General features: G+C 60.0%; 15 protein-coding genes, 1 tRNA gene and 1 riboswitch. Of the genes, 2 read left to right on the top strand and 14 right to left on the bottom strand.

Annotation, left to right across the window (positions count from 1 at the left end; genetic code table 11):
• Window positions 1-6 precede the first annotated feature (6 nt).
• Together ACB042_RS18180 and prlC are read right to left on the bottom strand one after the other, a co-directional pair.
• Complete coding sequence (locus ACB042_RS18180) at window positions 7-2,553, bottom strand: putative bifunctional diguanylate cyclase/phosphodiesterase (protein WP_371178862.1); 2,547 nt, start codon at window positions 2,551-2,553, stop codon at window positions 7-9.
• A 207-nt stretch (window positions 2,554-2,760) separates the two neighbouring features.
• A complete protein-coding gene (prlC, locus tag ACB042_RS18175) occupies window positions 2,761-4,803 on the bottom strand; it encodes an oligopeptidase A (protein ID WP_042054692.1) in 2,043 nt (680 codons plus the stop codon).
• A gap of 437 nt (window positions 4,804-5,240) precedes the next feature.
• A riboswitch (cyclic di-GMP riboswitch) is annotated at window positions 5,241-5,326 on the top strand.
• A 50-nt stretch (window positions 5,327-5,376) separates the two neighbouring features.
• Between prlC and ACB042_RS18170 the strand changes: the two genes are divergently transcribed.
• Both ACB042_RS18170 and ACB042_RS18165 read left to right on the top strand, forming a co-directional pair.
• Window positions 5,377-7,566 (top strand): immunoglobulin-like domain-containing protein, encoded by a 2,190-nt coding sequence (locus ACB042_RS18170; RefSeq protein ID WP_371178861.1) that lies wholly within the window; start codon window positions 5,377-5,379, stop codon window positions 7,564-7,566.
• A gap of 168 nt (window positions 7,567-7,734) precedes the next feature.
• Window positions 7,735-11,241: a hypothetical protein gene (locus ACB042_RS18165; protein ID WP_371178860.1), complete on the top strand. Its 3,507-nt coding sequence runs from the start codon at window positions 7,735-7,737 to the stop codon at window positions 11,239-11,241.
• Window positions 11,242-11,324: 83 nt separating this feature from the next.
• Here the strand turns inward: ACB042_RS18165 and hemB are convergent, their stop codons facing one another.
• The 12 genes from hemB to ACB042_RS18105 form a co-directional block, all read right to left on the bottom strand.
• A complete protein-coding gene (gene hemB / locus ACB042_RS18160; RefSeq protein ID WP_005357271.1) occupies window positions 11,325-12,341 on the bottom strand; it encodes a porphobilinogen synthase in 1,017 nt (338 codons plus the stop codon).
• A 3-nt stretch (window positions 12,342-12,344) separates the two neighbouring features.
• Entirely contained in the window at window positions 12,345-13,130 is a 786-nt protein-coding gene (locus ACB042_RS18155) for a TatD family hydrolase (protein WP_371178859.1), read from the bottom strand.
• A 191-nt stretch (window positions 13,131-13,321) separates the two neighbouring features.
• Window positions 13,322-14,077: a twin-arginine translocase subunit TatC gene (gene tatC, locus ACB042_RS18150; protein WP_005342401.1), complete on the bottom strand. Its 756-nt coding sequence runs from the start codon at window positions 14,075-14,077 to the stop codon at window positions 13,322-13,324.
• The gene (gene tatB / locus ACB042_RS18145; protein WP_005342398.1) at window positions 14,074-14,538 is read right to left on the bottom strand and encodes a Sec-independent protein translocase protein TatB; all 465 of its coding nucleotides are present in this window, start codon (window positions 14,536-14,538) and stop codon (window positions 14,074-14,076) included. The genes tatC and tatB overlap by 4 nt, the downstream gene beginning before the upstream one ends.
• A gap of 3 nt (window positions 14,539-14,541) precedes the next feature.
• A complete protein-coding gene (tatA, locus tag ACB042_RS18140; RefSeq protein WP_005339385.1) occupies window positions 14,542-14,793 on the bottom strand; it encodes a Sec-independent protein translocase subunit TatA in 252 nt (83 codons plus the stop codon).
• A gap of 42 nt (window positions 14,794-14,835) precedes the next feature.
• Entirely contained in the window at window positions 14,836-16,476 is a 1,641-nt protein-coding gene (gene ubiB, locus ACB042_RS18135) for a ubiquinone biosynthesis regulatory protein kinase UbiB (RefSeq protein WP_371178858.1), read from the bottom strand.
• Entirely contained in the window at window positions 16,476-17,084 is a 609-nt protein-coding gene (locus tag ACB042_RS18130) for an SCP2 domain-containing protein (RefSeq protein ID WP_005339380.1), read from the bottom strand. The genes ubiB and ACB042_RS18130 overlap by 1 nt, the downstream gene beginning before the upstream one ends.
• Window positions 17,085-17,092: 8 nt before the next feature.
• Window positions 17,093-17,845, bottom strand: a complete 753-nt coding sequence (gene ubiE, locus ACB042_RS18125; RefSeq protein WP_005342396.1) for a bifunctional demethylmenaquinone methyltransferase/2-methoxy-6-polyprenyl-1,4-benzoquinol methylase UbiE — start codon at window positions 17,843-17,845, stop codon at window positions 17,093-17,095.
• Between the two features lie 65 nt (window positions 17,846-17,910).
• Complete coding sequence (gene crcB / locus ACB042_RS18120; RefSeq protein WP_005339378.1) at window positions 17,911-18,288, bottom strand: fluoride efflux transporter CrcB; 378 nt, start codon at window positions 18,286-18,288, stop codon at window positions 17,911-17,913.
• 95 nt (window positions 18,289-18,383) lie between these two features.
• Entirely contained in the window at window positions 18,384-19,649 is a 1,266-nt protein-coding gene (locus tag ACB042_RS18115; protein WP_058056817.1) for a cytosine deaminase, read from the bottom strand.
• Window positions 19,643-20,887, bottom strand: coding sequence for a cytosine permease (codB, locus tag ACB042_RS18110; protein WP_371178857.1), 1,245 nt, complete (start codon window positions 20,885-20,887; stop codon window positions 19,643-19,645). Before codB ends, ACB042_RS18115 begins: the two co-directional genes overlap by 7 nt.
• A 252-nt stretch (window positions 20,888-21,139) precedes the next feature.
• Window positions 21,140-21,215 (bottom strand) — tRNA-Thr (locus ACB042_RS18105).
• Between the last annotated feature and the right edge of the window lie 33 nt (window positions 21,216-21,248).

Below are 21,248 nucleotides of genomic sequence, written 5' to 3'. Positions count from 1 at the left end.
GCACCACTAGCTGATCTGCAGAAACATCCCTTTGTCATTGAGCTGCAGATATTCGGTGAGATCGTCATAGGCCAGCGGGCGGCTGAGCAGATAACCCTGGGTGAAGGCACACCCCTTCTGGCAGAGGAAGTTGAGCTGCTCGCGGGTCTCTACCCCCTCGATCACCACCTGCATGCCGAGGTTGTGCACTATGTTGATGATGCCGTCGAGCAGCATCCGATCCTGCTCATTGAAGGGGATATGGCGCACGAAGGAGCGGTCGATCTTGACCAGATCGACCGGGAAGGTGCGCAGATAGTTGAGGGCCGAGTAGCCGGTACCGAAATCGTCGATGGCCAGCTTGCAGCCCGCCTCGCGCAGGGCATCGATCCGTACCCTGTGCTGATCGCTGCTCTCCATCAGCAGAGATTCGGTGATTTCGATGACGATGTCGGCAGGATCGAGTCCGAAATGCTGGATCACCTTGAGCCACTCGCTCGCCTCTGGGTCGATGGTCTGGAACTCCATGGTGGAACGGTTGATCGACATCTGCAGATCCGGGAAGCCGGATTGCTGCAACCGCGCCAGATCCCGGCACGACTGCCACAATACCAGCGCACCCAGCCCCTGAATCAATCCCGCCTCTTCCGCCAGCGGAATAAACTCGGCAGGGGATACCTGCCCCCAGTGGGGGTGATACCAGCGCACCAGCGCCTCCAGCTTGGCGACTCGTCCGCTGCGATTGTCCCAGATCGGCTGGTAGGCCATGGTCAGCTGCTCCAGCTTGATCGCTTCGGCCAAATCCTGCTGCATCTGGTGGCGCTGGCGCACCTCTTCCCGCATGGATGAGCAGTAGGCACCGAGCAACCGTCCCTGTCGCTTGGCCGCAAACAGCGCCTGTTCGGCATTGCGCAGCAGCTCGTCGCTCTCGCTGCCATCGACCGGACAGAGAGTCATGCCGATGGTCGCGGTCACATAGAGGTGCTGGTTGGCCAGCATAAAGGGGCGGGCGAAACTGCCGATCACCTGCTTGGCAAACACCTCGGCCTGACGGCGGGTGACGATGCCGGGCACCAGAAACGCGAACTCATCGCCACCGATGCGGGCCACCAAATCTTCGGTGCGCACCCGGCTCACCAGTCGATCCGACACCTCCCGCAACAGGGCATCGCCAGCATGGTGATCCATGCTGTTGTTGACCGCCTTGAAGTTGTTGAGGTCGAGCACCATGAGCGCGAAGCGCTCGCCCCGCTCGCAGAAGCGGGTGAGGCAGCGGCCAAACAGCCAGCGGTTGGGCAGGCTGGTAAGATTGTCGTAGTTGGCCTGGGTCGCGATCTTCTGCTCGGCCACCTTGGTCTGGGAAAGATCGCTGAAAATGGCGATATATTGCTGGATTTTGCCGGCTTCACGCAGGGTGCTGATCATCAGCTGCTGCGGATAGAGCTTGCCGTTCTTGCGCTTGTTCCACACTTCGCCACGCCACACCCCCACCCGCTCCAGCGCGTGGTACATGTCGGCATAGAAGGTCTGATCGTGCAGCCCGGACTTGAGCATGCTGGGACGCTGGCCCCGCACCTCGTCACTGCTGTAGCCGGTGATCTGCTCGAAGGCCGGGTTGACCGAGATGATGCGGCTGTCGGCATCGCACACCAGAATCGCTTCGGAGAGGTTGTCGTAGACCCGGTGGGAGAGCTTGAGCTGCTCCGCATGACGCTTGAGGGGATCGATATTCTCCAGCAGCACCATCAGGTAGTCCGGCTGCTGCTGCTCGTCGCGGATCAGGGTGACCGTTACCCGCCCCCACAGGATCTCGCCCCCCTTGCAGAAGTAGCGCTTCTCCTGGGTGAAACTGCTGCGCTCGCCGCGCCGGATCTCTTCGTAGCCCTCAAGGCTGCGCTGCCAATCCTCCGGGTGATTGATGTCGGAGATGGAGCGATGAAGCAGCTCGTCGAGGGGATAGCCCAACATCTTTTCGATAGCCGGATTGGCCCAGAGAATGCGGCCGGTGAGATCGAGCTTGCCGATCCCCACCGGGGCCTGAAACAGCATGCTCTGCAGCACATGGGGGGTATCAGGCAAGAGTTGCGGCAGCTGGCGTTGCAGCATCAGCGCCAGTTCGCGACCGGCCAGCGGCCCCAGCAACCGGAGCAGCCCCATCACCTTGGTCATATTGGCCTGCGGCTGACGATAGAGCAGGCAGCAGATACCTATGGTCTCGCCATCCGCATCCTTGAGGGCGATCCCGGCGTAGGCCTGGGCCTGCCACGCATCGGCAAGCGGCATCGCGGGGAACAGCTGCAACAGACGATCGCTGAACCAGGCTTCCCCCTCCTGCCAGGTAATGGCATCGGGAGAGTCAGTCAGTGGCAGCGTCAGGGTATCGGGGTCAAGAGAGGAGGGATGGGCAGCCTGAACCGTAAGGTGGGAAGCATTTGATTCCCTGCTGGCGATCAGGACGACATCAGCCATCACAGCAGCGGCGATTTCACTCACAAAGGTATCGAAATATCCCTGGCCGCTCGAATGAGCCAGACTTGAGATGATTTGATAGACGGAATCGAGTGCTCGCCTCATGGCAAGTGGCTTTCTCTCCTTGAAGGTTAGAACACGACTCTACTGAAGAGCTGTGAGCAGTGCAAATATGCAATCAGCAAGATATTAAAAAGCCTTGAAAAAAGGGACCAAAAGGTCCCTTTTTGTCGCAGAAATCACGACTCGATCCCACTATGCCGCAAAACAGTGTACCTGCTTGAAGCTCACACAGGCGGCGGGTCAGGAATCTCAGGCGGCGATCCCGCTGTGTCGCAACAGCGCATCCACCTTGGGCTCACGACCACGGAAGGCTCGGAACAGCTCCATCGGCTCCTTCGAGCCACCCTTCTCCAGAATATTCTTCAGGAAAGATTGGCCGGTGGCCGGGTTGAAGATCCCCTCCTCCTCGAAGCGGGAGAAGGCATCGGCAGAGAGCACCTCGGCCCACTTGTAGCTGTAGTAGCCCGCCGCATAGCCGCCCGCGAAGATGTGGGAGAAGCTGTGCTGGAAGCGATTGAACGCCGGTGGCGTCATCACTGCTACCTGACTGCGTACCTCATCCAGCAGCGCCGGGAGCTGTGCCGGATTGGCCGGGTCAAACTCCTGATGGAGACGGAAGTCGAACAGGGCGAACTCCAGCTGGCGCAGCATCTGCATGGCCGCCTGGAAGTTGCGGGCGGTCAGCATCTTCTCCAGCAGATCGGCAGGCAGCGGCTCGCCGGTCTCGTAGTGGCCGGAGATAAAGGCCAGCGCCTCGGACTCCCAGCACCAGTTCTCGAGGAACTGGCTCGGCAGCTCCACCGCATCCCAGGCCACGCCGTTGATACCGGCGACACCGGCCACATCGATGCGGGTCAGCATGTGGTGGATGCCGTGGCCAAACTCATGGAACAGGGTGACCACTTCGTTGTGGGTGAACAGCGCCGGTTTACCATCCACCGGGCCGTTGAAGTTGCAGGTCAGGTAGGCCACCGGCTTTTGCAGCGAGCCATCCTGACGGTAGCGACGACCCAGACAGACATCCATCCAGGCCCCGCCCTGCTTGTGCTCGCGGGCGTAGAGGTCGAGGTAGAAGCTGCCGCGCAGCTCGTCGTCGGCATCGAAGATGTCGTAGAAGCGCACGTCCGGGTGCCAGGTGTCGATGCCGAGGCGCTCGCGCACCTTCATGCCGAATACCCGCTTCACCACTTCGAACAACCCCTTCACCACCTTGCTGGCGGGGAAGTAGGGGCGCAGCTGCTCGTCGGAGATGGAGAACTTGTGCTGTTTGAGCTTCTCGGCGTAGTAGGCGAGATCCCAGGCGGCCAGCTCGCTCTGACCATGCTGCTCGGCGGCGAAGGCGCGGATCTCCTCCAGCTCGGCCTTGCCTTGCGGCAGGGATTTGGCCGCCAGATCGGTGAGGAAGCTCACCACCTGTTCGGTCTTGTCCGCCATCTTGGTGGCCAGGGAGAGCTCGGCATAGTTGGCGAACCCCAGCAACTGAGCCAGTTCGCGGCGCAGGGTGAGCAGCTCGCTCATGATGGCGGAGTTGTCCCACTTGCCCGCATTGGGGCCCTGATCGGAGGCGCGGGTGGTGAAGGCCTCATACATCTCGGCGCGCAGCTCGCGGTTGTCGGCATACATCATCACCGGCAGGTAGGAAGGGATATCCAGCGTGAACAGCCACCCCTCTTTGCCTTTAAGTTCAGCCATCTGACGGGCAGCGGCACGCACGCTGTCGGGCAGACCGGCCAGCTCGGCTTCATCGGCCACCAGCTTGTGCCAGCCCTGGGTCGCATCCAGCACGTTGTTGCTGAAACGGGAGGCCAACTCGGAGAGGCGGGCCTGAATTTCACCGTAGCGCTGCTGCGCCTCGGCAGGCAGACCGATGCCGGAGAGGCGGAAGTCACGCAGGGTATTCTGGATCTCCTTGCGCTGGGCGCCGCTCAGCAGCGGGAAATCATCGCTCTGGGAGAGGGCCAGATAGGCCTGATAGAGCCCTTCATGCTGACCGACATAGGTCTGGAATTCGGAGAGCAGCGGCAGGCAGGCGTCATGGGCCTCGCGCAGTGCTTCGCTGTTGAGTACGGAGTTGAGGTGGCTGACCGGTGACCAGATCCGTGACAGACGGTCATTTACCTCTTCCAGCGGGGCAATCAGGCTATCCCAGGTATGGGGATCACGCTGGGCCAGCACATCGCTGATCTTCTGCTTGCAGTCAGCAATCGCCTGAATCACGGCAGGCTGAACCTGCTCCGGCTTGATCTGGCTGAAAGGGGGCAGCGAATCCATTGTCAGCAAAGGGTTATTCATCCCGGTTACCTCTTGTTTGGTCTTGAACAGACCGCTTTAGCAGCTCTGTATGGCTTTCTAACATGTGGCCAAGCCACGCAATAATCAAGCGGGAATCCGCCGCAACCCTGTACTTTTCCAGCCATTGCGACCCGGATCTCTGCCGTTGCTGCAGTTTTGCCATCAACAGCCAGTAACAGGATGAATATGTGGGCCTTTTTTGGCTCTTACTGCTATTTTCAAGGGGCAAAAAATCGCCATTTACCGGCGCCACAGCTGCCAGCCAAGTACCGTCATGCTCAATCATGGAAACGGACAAAATGTGGTAGCTGTAACAAATTATCAATATTTTTCAGTCAATTAGAATCAAAACCAACTATTGATTAATTTATTTTCAAGCATCTATCATAGGCAACCTGCCATGCAGGTCACTTGATTCTCTGTGCTGCACAGAAATCGGGTGAAAAAGGCAAAGTGACCCGAAAGGGCGCGACGCAAAGCCACCGGTCTAAGGGAAAACACCTATGACAGCGGGGCTGCCCCCGGGGACGTCCGGTCACAACCGACGCCCCATTTGCACCGTACGGAGAGACGATGAACAAACTCAAATTATCCCTGCTTGGCTGCCTGCTCGGCATGGGTGCCCCCATGGCATATGCCGCCAGTGCCGGTCAGGCGATGGTCAACCCCCAGTCCGGCGTAGTAGTCGGCTATTGGCACAACTGGTGTGACGGCTCGGGCTACAAGGGCGGTATCGCCCCCTGCGTCAAGCTCGATCAGGTCAACCCGCAATACAACGTGGTCGATGTCTCCTTCATGAAGGTCTATGGCAGCGATCCCATCCCCACCTTCAAGCTCGACCCGGCCATCGGCATGAGCGAAAGCCAGTTTATCGAGCAGATCGCCGAGCTGAACCGTCAGGGCCGTGCCGTGCTGCTGGCGCTGGGCGGTGCCGATGCACACATCGAGCTGCGCAAGGGTCAGGAGCAGGCCTTTGCCGACGAGATCATCCGTCTGGTGGAGACCTATGGCTTCGACGGGCTGGATATCGATCTGGAACAGGCCGCCATCACCGCCGCCGACAACCAGACCGTGATCCCGGCGGCCCTGCGTCTGGTCAAGGATCACTACCGCGCCCAGGGGAAAAACTTCCTCATCACCATGGCGCCGGAGTTCCCCTATCTGACCCAGACTGGCGCCTACATCCCCTATATCCGCAATCTGGAAGGCTACTACGACTGGATCAACCCTCAGTTCTACAACCAGGGTGGCGACGGTATCTACATCGATGGCATCGGCTGGATTGCCCAGAACAACGATGCCCTGAAAGAAGAGTTCATCTACTACATGGCGGATTCGCTGAGCAACGGTACCCGCGGCTTCTACAAGATCCCCCATGACAAGCTGGTGTTCGGCATTCCGACCAACATCGACGCCGCCGCCACCGGCTATGTGCAGGATCCGCAGAAGCTCTACAACGCCTTCAACCGCCTGAAGAGCGAGGGACAACCGCTGCGTGGCGTGATGACCTGGTCCATCAACTGGGACATGGGCCGCAACGCTGCCGGTCAGTCCTACAACGAATCCTTCATCAAGAGCTACGGCCCCTTCATCCACGATCAGGAGATCACGCCGCCGGTCGACAACGGCAAGCCGGTGTTCAGCGGCCTGAGCGATACCCGCATCAAGCAGGGTACCGCCTTTGATCCGCTGGCCGGTGTCAGCGCCAACGACAAGGAAGATGGCGACCTGACTGGCCAGATCCAGGTAGAAGGCTCGGTAGACAGCCAGCGCATCGGCCTATACCCCCTCACCTACAAGGTGAGCGATCGCGACAACAACGTCACCGAGCAGGTACGCACCATCGAGGTCTACAGCATGAAGCCGGTATTCAGTGGGGTCACCGACACCACGCTGGAACTGGGTACCGCTTTCGATCCGATGACCGGCGTCAGCGCCCATGATGAAGAAGATGGCGACCTGACCACCCAAATCAAGGTCAGCGGCAACGTCGACAGCAGCAAGGTCGGCCGCTACACCCTCACCTATCAGGTGAGCGACAGCGCCGGTCAGCAGGTAACCCAGCAGCGCAACGTGACCGTCAGGGAGCAGGGCGCCGTCTGTGAAAACAGCTGGGATGCCAAGAAGGTCTACGTGGGCGGCGACATCGTCAGCCACAACGGCAAGAACTGGCTGGCAGGCTGGTGGACCCAGAACGAAGAGCCGGGCACCACGGGTGACTGGGGCGTCTGGCGCGTACAGGGCGACAGCGACTGCGGCGGCACAACGCCACCCGCCGAAGGCAGCAGCGACTTCACCGTCAGCGCCATGGCGAGCGAGTACACCATAGTCAACGGTCAGGTCAGCATCCGCTTCAACCTGACCACCGCCAACCCGGTACAGATCACCGCGACTCTGGAGCAGAGCGGCCACAGCCACGGTACCACCAGCAGCCAAGTGAACGGCACCAGCACCCTGGTACTGCAGGGCAGCAACGTCACCGATGGCAGCTACGAAGTGGTCATCACCGGTCTGGCTGACGGCCAGCAGCCGGTGGTACAGCGCTTCCCGGTTGCGCTGACCGAAGAGAACAGCGGGGGTGGCGAAGGTGACTACCCGGCCTACGCCCCCAACACCGGCTATCAGTCCGGTGATCGGGTCAGCAATGCCGGTGGCAACTACGAGTGCAAACCCTGGCCATACAGCGGCTGGTGTGGCGGCTCGACCAGCCACTATGCGCCGGGTACCGGCTCTGCCTGGAGCGATGCCTGGATCAAGCTCTGACCTTGCCCCAACCACTAACGGGGGCCGACAGGCCCCCGCCCATATCCTGCCCGTCGGCCACGCCGCCGATGGGCAGGATGCTCTGACCCGGACGGGTTAGCCCCTCTCTTTTACATGCTTGCCAACCACCAAAAAACGTCCAACAACAACCAAGATAAGGAAATCACCATGCCAAGAACCACCAAGCTTGCCACCCTGCTCGGTCTGCTGCTGTCGGCCCATGTCGTGGCCGATGAGCGCGAACAAGCCTATTTCAAACAAACCTATCAGGAGCACTACGAGCAGATGACGGCACGCCTCGCCGCGCTGCATCAGAGTGCGGCTGACGAGCAGAACGTGATCATCAAGGATGGCAAGCGCCACCTTGCCATCAACGGCCTGCTCTACCCGCTGACGGCGGATAACCACATCCTGTTCGATCTGCCCAAACCCCACTTTTTCGACGAAACAGCCATTCGTAACGTCTTTGATTTCTTCGATGAGGAGTGGGAGCTGACCTGGTACGACGGTGGGGTCGTAGCGGTCAACAAACGCTTTGGCAACTATGACTACGGCAACGGCTGTCTGCTGGAGTACTTCCCCCACGGCCAGATCCAGAATGGCGAACGCACCCGGGTGGTGATGGAGACCAGCTCCTGCAGCGTCAACTCGTTTGCCACCTCGCTGCAATATCTGGACAAAGGCGAGGAGCTGACGGCCGACCAGCTGGGGCTGGACGCCAGCCTGATCACGGCGGTCGAGCGCTATCAGGATCGGCTCTATGTCAGCCAGAACGGCAATCCGGGCCATGTGGCCATTATCGATATCCCGAGCCGCCAGCAGATTGGCGAGATCCGCGGCACCGAAACCGGCAGTGCCACGGCCTACAATCAGGTCAGTGAACTGTTTGTCCGCAACAACCTGCTCTACGTTGTCTCGCGCTACTCGCACCGGGTCGATATCTTCGATCTGGCCGATGAACATCGCTATGTCACCACCCTGGGAACCGGTCGGGATTCCGGCAGCAACAGCCTGCACCGCGCCCAGGCCGTCTTTGCCAATCAGGATTACGTGCTGGTGGCCGATGCGCTGAGCGAGATCAAGGTCTACCGCCAGCAGGATGTGACGCCGGAGAACAGCCTCAAGACCCCCATCGCCGGTCGGCTCGCCTTTGAAGGAAAATACAGCCACCGTCTGGTGCAACTCCATCAGGTGGGTGACTATCTCCTGGCCCACACCGCCGGCAAAAACTACTACATCTATGACCTGCGCAAACTGGCTGATGCCATCGCCAGCAACATCCCGCTGGCGCCTGAGCAGGTGATCGCCGACAGCAATCTGCAAAAAATCGACATGGATGGCGATCGGCTGGTGGTGAACTTCAAGGACCGCATCGAGTGGCATGATGCCGATACCCTGATCGCCAACGACTTTCAGTTCAAGAACCCGACCTTTACTGTTCGGGAGATCAACCAGCAGCCCGTGGCGGCGCTGAAAGATCTCCAGCTGGCGGGCTCGGCGCTTGTCACCGCCAACGAGCGCGGCCTGGGTTTCAACCAGCTGCTGAGCAAGGAGATCAGCTTCACGGCCGACGAGCAGTTGCCGGCTCGCCCGCTGATCTTCGATCAGCTGATGCCGGCCGCAGTCAGCTACATACTGCGCAATGACGAACCCTACGAGGTGCTGATCGATCGCGCCCAGCGTTCGGTCAACATCAATTCGCTGGTCAAGACCGAGCTGCTTGATAACGACACGGTGCGCATCACCAACTATGCCGCCAGAGAGCTGCATGACATCAATATCGAGTCACGCCTGAACGGTATCAACAAGTGGCTGATCCTGGGCCAGCTCGATCGCCTGCCCGCCTATGCCCAAATCACCCTGCCACTGAGCGCCTTTGGCGAGCAGGGACGCTTCAACAGCGCCAGCCGCGATGGCGTGTTTGACCTCAACAACCTGCTCGACAACAGCATCAATCTGCCCGCCCAGTTCGAGCACAGGTTCAGCTCCAACTCGGATCCGTTTGCCCAGAAGCTGGCACGCCTCAAGCCAAGCTGGAACGTGCGCTTCGCCACCAACACCAGCGGCTCCTGGCGCCCCATCAATGCCCTCTACGCCCGCGAGTGGCTGATCATCGCCACCAACCTGGCCTACATGGTCTCGACCGAGGAGTTCAAACACGTCTGGTACAACTTCAAGGCGGTGAACGGCTACGAGATGTTCGGTAATGGCGGCAACAGCTATGTGCCGAACGGGATCTTTACGGCCGCCGATTATGACTACTACTACCACAGCCTGATGAAGCGCCCCTACCTCAACCTGGGGATCACCGCCATGGGGGGCGGGCTGGGGAGTGGTGGCATCACCGGGGTCGATACCTTTAACTTTGTCAGCCACTACTACGGCAGCTGGGGCATCATTGCCCACGAATTTGGCCACGGCTTCGATGGGAAGTCCTACAGCCATGAGAGCGCGTTTGCCCGTGGCAGCCACGGCTGGCATCCGCTGATGACGGGCATGGCCAACTACCATATCCGCAAGGGCGACCTGCCTTATCTGGACGATGATCTCAACGGCTTCCACAAGCCGGAAAACGACATCTATCGCTACAACTCGGTCAGCCAGGGGGCTCGCAAGCATCGCGCTGATAGCCACATGTACTATACCGACCACTACTTCATGCAATTCTCCACCATGCCGCAAGGCTGGGTAGCCAACGGCAGCGACTTCAGTGCCGGGCAGCTGGCGGCCCTGAACAATCAGGAGCGACTGCTGATGGGCTGGATCCCCAAGGAGTCGGAGAAAAGCAATCTCTGCCGATTCACCTTCCAGGATGGCGAGCAGTACTACGGCTACGTCGAACAGCAGGCAGATGGTCTGCTCTGTGATGCCGGATCCCTGATCCGCTATCGTCAGCCCGATGGCCAGTTTGTGCCGCTGGTCTCGGCCATCAACCAGTTTGACTGGCTGTCACTCCACCACAAGGGCAAGCTGGACCAGCCAGTGCTGCACCAGAATGGTCGCCAGCTCTGCTACAAGAATGTGGCGGGCTTTTACGGTATCGGCTTCGTCAATGACAACAAACAGTGCACCCAGTTGCCCAACGTCTATCAGACCAATGGCAAGCACTGGCTGACCAGCTCCGGCTGGACCGGTCTGACCTACCTGAGCGGAGACTTCATCCTGCCCACTACCGGTAGCAGCAGTGACTTCACCGTCACCGACCTGGCGTCTGAATATTCCATCGTCAACGGCACGCTCGACTTCAGCCTGACGCTGACCACCGCCAACCCGGTGACCGTCACCGCGACCCTGTTGCAGGATGGCAATCCGGTCGCCACCGGCAGCGCCCTGATCGATGGTCAGGGTTCCCTGCAGCTGACGCAGTCGGGCCTAGCGGCCGGCAGTTACGAGCTGCTGCTGGCGGGCATGGCTGAGGGAAGCAAGCAGGGCTTCGAGCGCCGCTTCACCCTGACGTTGGTGGAACAGGCTCCAGGTGGTGACAGTGACGGTGGTAACGGCAGCTACCCGGCCTATGTTGCGGGCACCGCTTATCAGAGTGGCGAACGGGTCAGCAATAACGGTGGCAACTACGAGTGCAAACCCTGGCCCTACAGCGGCTGGTGCGGTGGTGTGGCCAGCCACTATGCGCCGGGTACCGGCAGCCACTGGAGTGATGCCTGGATCAAGCTGTAATCAGCCGATCGTGACCAAAAGAGAGCCATAACGGCAGAGAGGGAGCCATCGGCTCCCTCTCTCGTTTCTCTCTTCAACCCGGCTTAACGGGCATCTTCCTTCAACCACTGCGCCACGCGCTTGGCGAAGTAGGTGAGGATGCCATCGGCCCCGGCCCGCTTGAAGCAGAGCAGAGACTCCATGATGGTCTCCTTCTCTTTCAGCCAGCCGTTCTGGATCGCCGCCATGTGCATGGCGTACTCGCCGCTGACCTGATAGGCGAAAGTCGGCACGCCGAACTGATCCTTCACCTGACGAACCACATCCAGATAGGGCATGCCTGGCTTGACCATCACGCTGTCGGCCCCTTCCTGAATATCCAGCGCCACTTCGTGCAGGGCTTCGTTACTGTTGGCCGGATCCATCTGATAGGTGGCCTTGTTGCTCTTGCCGAGGTTGCCGGCAGAGCCGACCGCATCGCGGAACGGGCCGTAGTAGCAGGAAGCGTACTTGGCGGAGTAGGCCATGATCTGGGTGTTGATGAAGCCGTTCTCTTCCAGCGCGGCGCGGATGGCACCGATGCGGCCATCCATCATGTCGGACGGCGCGACTATATCGACCCCGGCTTCGGCGTGGGAGAGCGCCTGCTTGATCAGGATCTCGGTGGTGATGTCGTTCAGCACATAGCCTTCGTCATCGATGATGCCGTCCTGACCGTGGGTGGTGAACGGATCGAGCGCCACGTCGGTGATGACCCCCAGCTCCGGGAAGCGAGCCTTGAGGGCGCGCACGGTGCGCTGGGCCAGCCCGTTCGGGTTGTAGGCCTCTTCCGCCATCAGGCTCTTGCTCTCCAGCGGGGTCACCGGGAACAGGGCGATGGCAGGCACGCCCAGCTCCACCAGCTCGGCAGCCTCTTCCAGCAGCAGATCGATGGAGAGACGCTCCACCCCCGGCATGGAGGGAACGGCTTCCCGACGGTTCTCCCCCTCCAGCACGAACACCGGATAGATGAGATCGTTGACGGTCAGTACGTTCTCGCGTACCAGACGACGGCTGAAATCATGTTTGCGCAGACGGCGCAGGCGGCGGCCCGGAAAGGCGCCCGGAAGAGTTGTAGCCATGAATCACTCCTGGAGAGGAAGTTGGAAGAACGCGGCGGAGGTGGCCCGGGTGTGGGCCAGCAAGGCCTCGGGCGCTTCACCACGACAGGCCGCCACCACCTGGGCGATGTGCGGCAAAAAAGCGGGTTCGTTGCGTTTCGGGCGCGGTTTCAGATCTCGCGGCACCAGATAGGGGGCATCGGTCTCGATCATCAGCCGACCGGCCGGAATACGCGCTACCTGTTCGCGCAGCAGCTGACCACGGCGCTCATCGCAGAGCCAGCCGGTCACCCCGATATGCAGCCCCAGCGCCAGACACTCGTCCAGCTCCTCGTAGGAACCTGTGAAGCAGTGCAGCACGGCACCCGGCAGCTTCGGCAACCAGGGACGGAGGATCTCGATAAAACGGGCGTGGGCATCGCGGCAGTGGAGAAACACCGGCATCCCGAGCTCGGCGGCCAGCGCCAGCTGGGCGTCGAATACCGCATCCTGCACCGGGCGGGGGGAGAAGTCGCGGTTGTAGTCGAGACCACACTCGCCAATAGCCACCACCTGCGGCAAGGCTGCCAGCTCGCGCAAGGCGGGCAGGGTCGCCTCATCGACACTCTTGGCATCGTGAGGGTGTACCCCGGCGGTGGAGAAGCAGTAGCCCGGCCAGCGGGCGGCCAACCCGGCACTCTCGCGGCTGCCAGCCAGATCGGTACCGGTGAGGATCAGCGCTTCCACTCCGGCGGCACGGGCACGGGCCACCAGCTCAGCCTGCTCGCCGGCGAACTGGCTGCTGGTCAGGTTTAAACCGATATCGATCATGGGATGAGACGTTCCGAACAAAAGGAATACATATCAGGTATTTGAAAACCATCTACCGAATGGGGTCTTACCATACGCCTCGAACGGGAGCATGAAAAGAGGAAGGGAGCCTCAGCTCCCCTCGTTCTGCTATTCCTGCGGACTTCGTCATCCTCTCGCCGTCTGGCAAACAGGTGACGAACAACAGAGCCTCAGCTCTCTACATCCGGTTGTTCCTGTTGCTCTTCATCCTCTTTCTTCACGTAGAAACGGGCGAAGAACAGACCTATCTCCCACAGCGCCCACATCGGGATGGCAAGCAGGGTCTGGGAGAAAACATCAGGCGGAGTCAGCAGCATGCCGACAACAAACACCCCGACAACGACGTAGGGACGTTTCTCCTTCAGGTTTTGCGGTGTGGTCACGCCGGTCCAGCAGAGCAGTATGGTGGCCACCGGAATTTCGAACGCCACCCCGAACGCGAAGAACAGGGTCAGTACGAAGTCCAGATAGCTGGCGATGTCGGTCGCCACCGTCACCCCGGCGGGTGCGGTACTGGTGAAGAAACCGAACACCAGCGGGAACACCACGTAGTAGGCGAACGCCATCCCCGCATAGAACAGCAGGGCACTGGAGACCACCAACGGCATGATCAGGCGCCGCTCATGCTGGTACAGACCGGGGGCGATAAAGGCCCAGGCCTGATAGAGCAGATAGGGGATCGCCACGAAGAAGGAGACCACCAGGGTCAGCTTGATCGGCGTCAGGAAGGGGGTCGCCACATCCGTCGCGATCATGCTGGTCCCTTCCGGCAACTGGCTGAGCAGCGGCTGGGCCACGAAGTCGTAGATGTTGTTGGAGAAGTAGATCAGCGCCAGAAACACCACCAGAATGGCGGTAATGGAGCGCAGCAAACGGGTTCTCAGCTCAACCAGATGGCTGATCAGGGGTTGTTCGGCCTGACTCATGGCTTCACCTCCCCTTTTACTGCGGAGTCGCTGACCGGCACCGGCTCACTCTCCCGCTGGCTGTTGACCGGCGGCACGTCGTGGCTCAGTTGCACCGCAGGCTCCACCGGCGTGGCAGGCTCAGCCTGGGCGACCGGCTCAGGGCGCGGCGGACGGATCTCGTTCTCCACCTGATAGGGGCGATTGACCGACTGGGCCGCCGCCTTGAGCTGTTCGATGGACTCCTGCAGCTCGGGGCTCAGGTTACTCATCTGCAACTGTTCGGCCTTCTTGAGGTCGTTATGCAGCTCTTGCAACTTGAGCTCCTGCTCCAGCTCGGACTTGACCGAGTTCGCGGTCGAACGAATGAGGCGGATCCAGTGGGTAGCCGTGCGGATGGCAACCGGCAGCCGCTCGGGCCCCAGTACCACCAGTGCTACCACACCGATAACGACCAGCTCCCAAAAACCGATATCGAACATGGCTTAGGCCTGGTCTTTGTCTTTCTGTTTGGCGGTCTCACTACTCTGAGTGGCCGCTTCGTTCAGCTGTTTCGGGGGAAACTCGGCATCTTTCTGCTCGGCCTTGGCATCAGCCGGCTCGTCGGAGAGGGCTTTCTTGAACCCTTTGACCGCCGCACCCAGATCACCGCCGATCCCGCGCAGTTTCTTGGTACCGAACAGCAGCACGACGATGACTGCAATGATCAACAATTGCCAAATACTGATACCACCCATGATTTTCTCTCCAGAACAGGCGCCTGACGGCGCGGTTGTTGATTAATGGGAACGGGTTCGCAACCAGCCGACCAGCCAGCAGAGTGCTGCACCGGCGAGACTGGCTTGTCCCCACTCAATGTGTTGTTTTTGGGTCAGCAAGAATACACCCGCCAATAGCAGGCTGGCTCCAACCCCTAAGAGGTAGCGGGCCTGCCCCTGCCGACGGCTGTGACGGCGGAACTCGGCAAACATCTGGTCGAAATGACGCTGCTGATGACGGGTCTGGCGCAGGGTCTCATAGACCAGCTCCGGCAGCTCCGGCAGCTTCTCCGCCCAGAATGGCGCCTTCTCCTTGATAGCGTTCAATACCGACTTGGGCCCGACCTGTTCGTGCATCCAGTTTTCGAGGAACGGCTTGGCGGTCTGCCACAAATCGAGCTGCGGGTAGAGCTGACGCCCCAACCCTTCCACATAGAGCAGGGTCTTTTGCAGCAGCACCAATTGCGGCTGCACCGTCATATGGAAGCGACGCGCGGTGTTGAACAGGTTGAGCAGCACGTGACCGAACGAAATTTCGGAGAGCGGCTTCTCGAAGATGGGCTCCAGCACGGTGCGAATGGCGAACTCGAACTCGTCCACCTTGGTGTCTGCCGGTACCCAGCCCGACTCCACGTGCAGCTCTGCCACCCGGCGATAGTCGCGATTGAAGAAGGCGAGGAAGTTCTCAGCCAGATAGCGTTTGTCTTCCCGATTGAGGGTACCGACGATACCGCAGTCGATGCCGATCCAGAGTGGGTTTTCCGGATGTTCGTAAGAGACAAAGATGTTGCCCGGGTGCATATCGGCATGGAAGAAGCTGTCGCGGAACACCTGAGTGAAGAAGACCTCGACCCCGCGCTCGGCCAGCAACTTCATGTTGGTGCCGTTGGCTTCCAGCGCCGGTATATCGGAGACCGGAATACCGTAGATGCGCTCCATCACCAGCACCTGCTCGCGGCAGAGGTCGGTGATGATTTCAGGCACATAGAGCGCCTCGGAGCCGGTGAAGTTGCGGCGTAGCTGGATGGCGTTGGCCGCTTCGCGCATCAGATTCAGCTCGTCGAGGATGGTCTTGCGATACTCCTCCACCACCTCGATGGGGCGCAGCCGCGCGCTCTGGGGCACGAAGCGGGCCACCAGACGGGCCAGCGCCTGCATCAACCGCAGGTCGGCCTCGATGACTGGCTCGATGTCGGGACGGATCACCTTGATGACGATCTCGCGGCCACTCTCCTTCAGGCGGGCGGTATGCACCTGCGCGATGGAGGCCGACGCCAGCGGCGTCTCGTCAAAGTCATCGAACAGGGTTTCGATGGGACAACCCAAGCTCAGCTCGATCTGCTGGCGCGCCGCCTGACCACAGAAGGGGGGCACTCTGTCCTGCAGCAGGGCCAGCTCTTCGGCGATATCCGGCGGCAGCAGGTCGCGGCGGGTCGAGAGCATCTGGCCAAACTTGATGAAGATGGGGCCAAGAGCCTCGGAGGCGAGGCGGATGCGGGCACCGCGGCTGAGATCCGGTTGTTTGTTCTTGAGCCAGAACAGGGAGCGACGGGCCAGACGACCCGGCCAGGGTTGATAGCGGGCGGGCACCAGTTCGTCGATGCCCTGCTCCAGCAGGATGGTGATGATGCGATAGAGGCGTTTGAACTCCTTCGGGGTCATCAGGTCACCTGCTGTTCGAAGCGGGCCAGCCGCAGTTCGACGGCCTTGAGCTGCTGGGCCAGCACCTCGACGTCATCGTTGAAACTCGCCACTTCCAGCGGGCCGGGAGCGAGGCGGGCCTCTTCGGTCAGATATTCCGCCAGCTGGCTGCGGGTGCGGCACAGCTCGCGACCGACCAGGCGACGCGCCTGACGGGCACCGCTGAACAGGGTGTGGGCCAGCACGTCGCCGGTATAGCGCGACAGCTCCTCCTCCCAGTCGATATCCAGCTCACCCAGCAGCACGCTGAATGCCTGTACCAGCTGGGGATCACCGCTCAGATCCAGTTTCTCCTCGCGGATATAGCGGGTCAGGGCGGACGGGTCTTTCAGCAGACCGAGGGCGGTCAGCGACAGGCTGAGCACCGCATCGGCCTCCCCTTCATGCTGGGCCAGCACATCCAGCCGACGCTCGGAGAAGACAAACCAGAGCGGCTTGAGTTCACGCAGCTCCAGCTTGAGCACCTTGCCCACCAGTTTGCGCAGCCGCTCCGGGCTCTGTTTGTCCAGCGCCAGCAACTGGTTGAGGCTGGTTTCGATCACCGCGGTGACCATGGCATCCATCGGCATAGGCAACCTTAAAACTTGTAACCGCGGTGCAGGGCGACCACACCCTGAGTCAGATTGAAGTACTCCACCTGCTCGAACCCGACATTTTCCATCATGCCAGCCAGGGTCTGCTGATCCGGGTGCATGCGGATGGACTCTGCCAGATATTTGTAGCTTTCACTGTCGTTCGCGACGATCTCGCCCATTTTCGGCAGCAGTTTGAAGGAGTAGAGGTCATAGAGCTTGGCGATCACTTCGCTGACCGGCTTGGAGAACTCCAGCACCAGCAGACGGCCACCCGGCTTGAGCACCCGGAACATGGAGGCGAGCGCCTTGTCCTTGTCGGTGACGTTGCGCAGACCGAAGCCGATGGTGATGACGTCGAAGTGGTTATCCGGGAAGGGGAGCGCCTCGGCATTAGCCTGCACGTAGGAGACGTTGTTGGCGACCCCCAGATTGCGCAGCTTGTCGCGGCCCACTTTCAGCATGGAGTCGTTGATATCCGCCAGCACCACCTGACCGGTCTCGCCGACGATGCGGGAGAACTTGGCGGTCAAGTCACCAGTACCACCGGCCAGATCCAGCACCTTCTGGCCCTTGCGCACACCGGAACAGTCGATGGTGAAGCGCTTCCACAGGCGGTGGATGCCGAACGACATCAGATCGTTCATCAGATCATACTTGGCTGCCACCGAATGGAAGACACCTGCTACCAGAGTTTCCTTCTCGGTCGCGGCCACGGTTTTAAAGCCAAAATGCGTTGTCGTTGCTTGTTCTGACATCCCTTAAACACCCATAGAGCAAAGAATGGCCGCCAGTTTACCAGAGCCACTGGCGTCCGGACACCTTAAACCCGGCTCGCAACCAACTGCATGCCCAGCACCACCATGGCCAGACAGAGGAAGAGATTGAGACCGATATTGAGCAGCGCTTTCAGATAGGCCCCATGTTGAGCCAGCACTACCGTATCGAGGGCAAAGGAAGAGAAAGTAGTCAGGGCTCCGAGGATCCCCACCATCAGCAGCGGCTTCATCGGGTGTTCTACCACATGACCATGACTGATGAGGGCGAACGCCACCCCCATGATGAAAGAGCCCACCACGTTGACCACCAGAGTCCCGTAAGGAAAGTGGCGCCCCAGCAGCAAGGCCATCAGTTCGGCAATTCCAAAACGAAGGCAGGCGCCGATGGCGCCCCCTGCAGCAACATAGAACCAGGTTTGCATGGTGTCACTCCCTCAGGGTCAGGCCGCCATTATGTCGCAATGGCGGCCCTTGTGCCCAGAGGCGGAACTAATCGACATCCAGCCTGATTGAAATCTCAGCGGCGAAAATCGATGGGCTCGGGCTGACCCAGCACGATTTCGGTCTGGGCCGGGCGGGTCTGGGCAATCACCTTGCCGTGACGAATTGAATAACGCACTGGCACCTGACGACGCACCGCATCGAAGCCGTTCTCGGCAGGCAGGATCAACAGGTTGGCCGGTTTGCCCACCTCGATACCATAGCGATCCTGCACATTCAGGGTGCGGGCGCTGTGGCTGCTGATCAGCTTCAGACCGTCGTTGATCTGCTCGTAACCCATGATCTGGCAGACATGCAGCCCCATGTGCAGCACCTGCAACATGTTGGCAGTGCCCATGGGATACCAGGGATCGAACACGTCATCGTGACCGAAGCAGACGTTGATGTTCGCCTCCAGCATCTCCTTCACCCGGGTAATGCCGCGACGTTTGGGATAGGTATCGAACCGTCCCTGCAGGTGAATGTTCACCAGCGGATTGGCCACGAAGTTGATGTCTGCCATCTTGAGCAGCCGGAACAGGCGGGAAGCATAGGCGCCGTTGTAAGAGTGCATGGCGGTGGTGTGACTGGCCGTCACCCGATGGCCGATACCCCGCTCGTAGGCCAGGGTCGCCAGCGTCTCGATAAAGCGGGACTGCTCGTCATCGATCTCGTCGCAGTGCACATCGACCAGAACCTGATACTTCTCGGCAAGATCGAAGATGTAGTGCAGACTTTCGACCCCATATTCCCGGGTAAACTCGAAGTGGGGGATCGCGCCAATCACGTCGGCACCCAGCTTGAGCGCCTCCTCCAGCAGTGCCTTGCCGTTGGGGTAGGAGAGGATCCCCTCCTGCGGGAAGGCGACGATCTGCAGCTCGACCCACTCCTTCATCTCCTCCCGCACTTCCAGCATCGCCTTCAGCGCCACCAGATTGGGATCGGAGACATCGACGTGAGTGCGGACGAACTGGATGCCGTTGGCGATCTGCCACTTCAGCGTCTGGATGGCGCGCTGTTTCACATCCTCATGGGTCAGCAGCGCCTTGCGCTCGGCCCAGCGCTCGATCCCCTCGAACAGGGTGCCGGAGAGGTTCCAGCTCGGCTCGCCCGCCGTCTGGGTGGTATCGAGGTGAATGTGGGGTTCGATAAAGGGGGCAATCGCCAGACCGCCCTCCCCGTCCAGCACCCGACCGGCGACGGCATGTTCGTCATGGGGTTCGATGGCGGTGATGACCCCATCCTGACAGCGGATCTGCCAAAATCCTTCCCGATCGGCCAAACGAATATGTTGAATCAGCATTTGTTAGCTTCCTGTACCAGAACCGGCCGCTGGGTGAGGCGAACCAGAATGAAATAGGTGAAGGCGGCGCCCAATACCGCGTTGAGTGGCACTATGCCCGGCAGCCACTTGCCGACAGCCACCCCGACTGCCGTGGCGACCAGCGCCTGCCAGCGCACCGTCTCGAACTGCTGATCGGCAAATTGACGGTAACGCTCACGATTGAGCAGGAAATCCATGATGATAATGCCACCGATCGGCGGAATTGCCGTACTCAAAAAGGCCAGCCAGCCGACAAAATTGTTGTAAAGCCAGAGGGCGCAAGCCGTACCGATAAGGCCGTTGATCACGCTGAGCGGCTTGCTCTTGAGGCCGGTAATGTTGGCAAAACCGAGGCCGGAGGCATAGAGCGCGTTGTCGTTGGTGGTCCAGATATTGAGGCCCAGCACCAGAATGGCGGGGATCAGCAGTCCCTGCATCAGCATCACTTCCGAGATATCGGCCTGACCGGTCACCGCCGCACCGGCTGCGCCGAAGACGAACATTAGCGTGTTGCCCAAAAAAAACGCCACCATGGTAATCATGACGGCGCCCCAGGGTTTGCGACCAAATCGGACAAAGTCGGCGGTCAGAGTTCCTGCACTGATAAAGGAACCGACCACCATGGTCAGCGCCGTGGTGAACTCGATAGGATTGCTTGGTTGCACCTGCTGCAACACAGCCATGCCACCGGTCGAGGTCACCGCCAGCCAGACCGAGTAGCCGCCAAGCAGAGCGATAGCCGGTACGGCCACAAAGCTCAGCACCATCAGGGCGGAGATCCCGAAGTAGACGGTTACCGTCATTAAAATACCCGAAATGGCGATCAGCCAGTTCACATCGATCCCAGTCGCCTTCTGTACCGGCAGGGCAAACATCGCCACGCCAACGCCAAACCAGCCGACCTGAGTACCGCCGAGCAACAGAGATGGCAGCCAGGAACCTTTCACCCCAAAGGAGTAACGAGCCAGCAGATGGGTAGAGAGACCGGTTGAAGCACCGATATAACCGAGACAAGCGGTGTAGATACCCAACAACAAGTTGCCGATAAGTACCGCCTTGATGAAGTCATCGAATACCAGCCCGGTACCAAGCGCACCACCGGTCCACATGCTGGCAGAGAAGAAGGTCAGGCCGAGCATCACCAGCATCAGCGAAAGCACACCTTTGCGCCCTTTGGCGGGTACCGCCCCCAAACAGTATTCGTTATCCTGCGCCATGCTCTCTCTCCACGTAATAGGCAAAACGCGCCGGATTTTACATGTAAAACGTTTTACGTCAATCAATCATGGTTAAATCTCTGGATAAAACCATCAATAGCAGTCAAATGAGTAACACATTAGGACTCAAACCAGCAGATAAACAGTGTCGGCTGCAAGCAGAGGGGGTTGCGGGAATAGGGAATGTAAGGGGATATCACAAAAATGACAGATGCAAAAAAGCCTCCCTTTTCAGGGAGGCTTTCTATTTAATGGTGCTGATACCCAGAATCGAACTGGGGACCTCATCCTTACCAAGGATGCGCTCTACCGACTGAGCCATATCAGCACACTAACCGGTAAAGACCACGCTGGGCGTAAT

This window comes from Aeromonas sp. S13(2024) (genome assembly GCF_041402405.1).
Classification (GTDB): Bacteria; Pseudomonadota; Gammaproteobacteria; order Enterobacterales; family Aeromonadaceae; genus Aeromonas; species Aeromonas veronii.
This window is presented reverse-complemented; position numbering and strand designations above follow the sequence as displayed.

Excerpts from the sequence above, each read along its gene's own strand:
- ACB042_RS18165 (WP_371178860.1), top strand. The coding sequence starts at position 7,735 with ATGCCAAGAACCACCAAGCTTGCCACCCTGCTCGGTCTGCTGCTGTCG.
- ACB042_RS18155 (WP_371178859.1), bottom strand. The coding sequence starts at position 13,130 with ATGATCGATATCGGTTTAAACCTGACCAGCAGCCAGTTCGCCGGCGAG.
- crcB (WP_005339378.1), bottom strand. The coding sequence starts at position 18,288 with ATGCAAACCTGGTTCTATGTTGCTGCAGGGGGCGCCATCGGCGCCTGC.
- ACB042_RS18170 (WP_371178861.1), top strand. The coding sequence starts at position 5,377 with ATGAACAAACTCAAATTATCCCTGCTTGGCTGCCTGCTCGGCATGGGT.
- ACB042_RS18180 (WP_371178862.1), bottom strand. The coding sequence starts at position 2,553 with ATGAGGCGAGCACTCGATTCCGTCTATCAAATCATCTCAAGTCTGGCT.
- ACB042_RS18115 (WP_058056817.1), bottom strand. The coding sequence starts at position 19,649 with ATGCTGATTCAACATATTCGTTTGGCCGATCGGGAAGGATTTTGGCAG.
- tatB (WP_005342398.1), bottom strand. The coding sequence starts at position 14,538 with ATGTTCGATATCGGTTTTTGGGAGCTGGTCGTTATCGGTGTGGTAGCA.
- hemB (WP_005357271.1), bottom strand. The coding sequence starts at position 12,341 with ATGGCTACAACTCTTCCGGGCGCCTTTCCGGGCCGCCGCCTGCGCCGT.
- tatA (WP_005339385.1), bottom strand. The coding sequence starts at position 14,793 with ATGGGTGGTATCAGTATTTGGCAATTGTTGATCATTGCAGTCATCGTC.
- ubiE (WP_005342396.1), bottom strand. The coding sequence starts at position 17,845 with ATGTCAGAACAAGCAACGACAACGCATTTTGGCTTTAAAACCGTGGCC.
- tatC (WP_005342401.1), bottom strand. The coding sequence starts at position 14,077 with ATGAGTCAGGCCGAACAACCCCTGATCAGCCATCTGGTTGAGCTGAGA.
- codB (WP_371178857.1), bottom strand. The coding sequence starts at position 20,887 with ATGGCGCAGGATAACGAATACTGTTTGGGGGCGGTACCCGCCAAAGGG.
- prlC (WP_042054692.1), bottom strand. The coding sequence starts at position 4,803 with ATGAATAACCCTTTGCTGACAATGGATTCGCTGCCCCCTTTCAGCCAG.
- ACB042_RS18130 (WP_005339380.1), bottom strand. The coding sequence starts at position 17,084 with ATGCCGATGGATGCCATGGTCACCGCGGTGATCGAAACCAGCCTCAAC.
- ubiB (WP_371178858.1), bottom strand. The coding sequence starts at position 16,476 with ATGACCCCGAAGGAGTTCAAACGCCTCTATCGCATCATCACCATCCTG.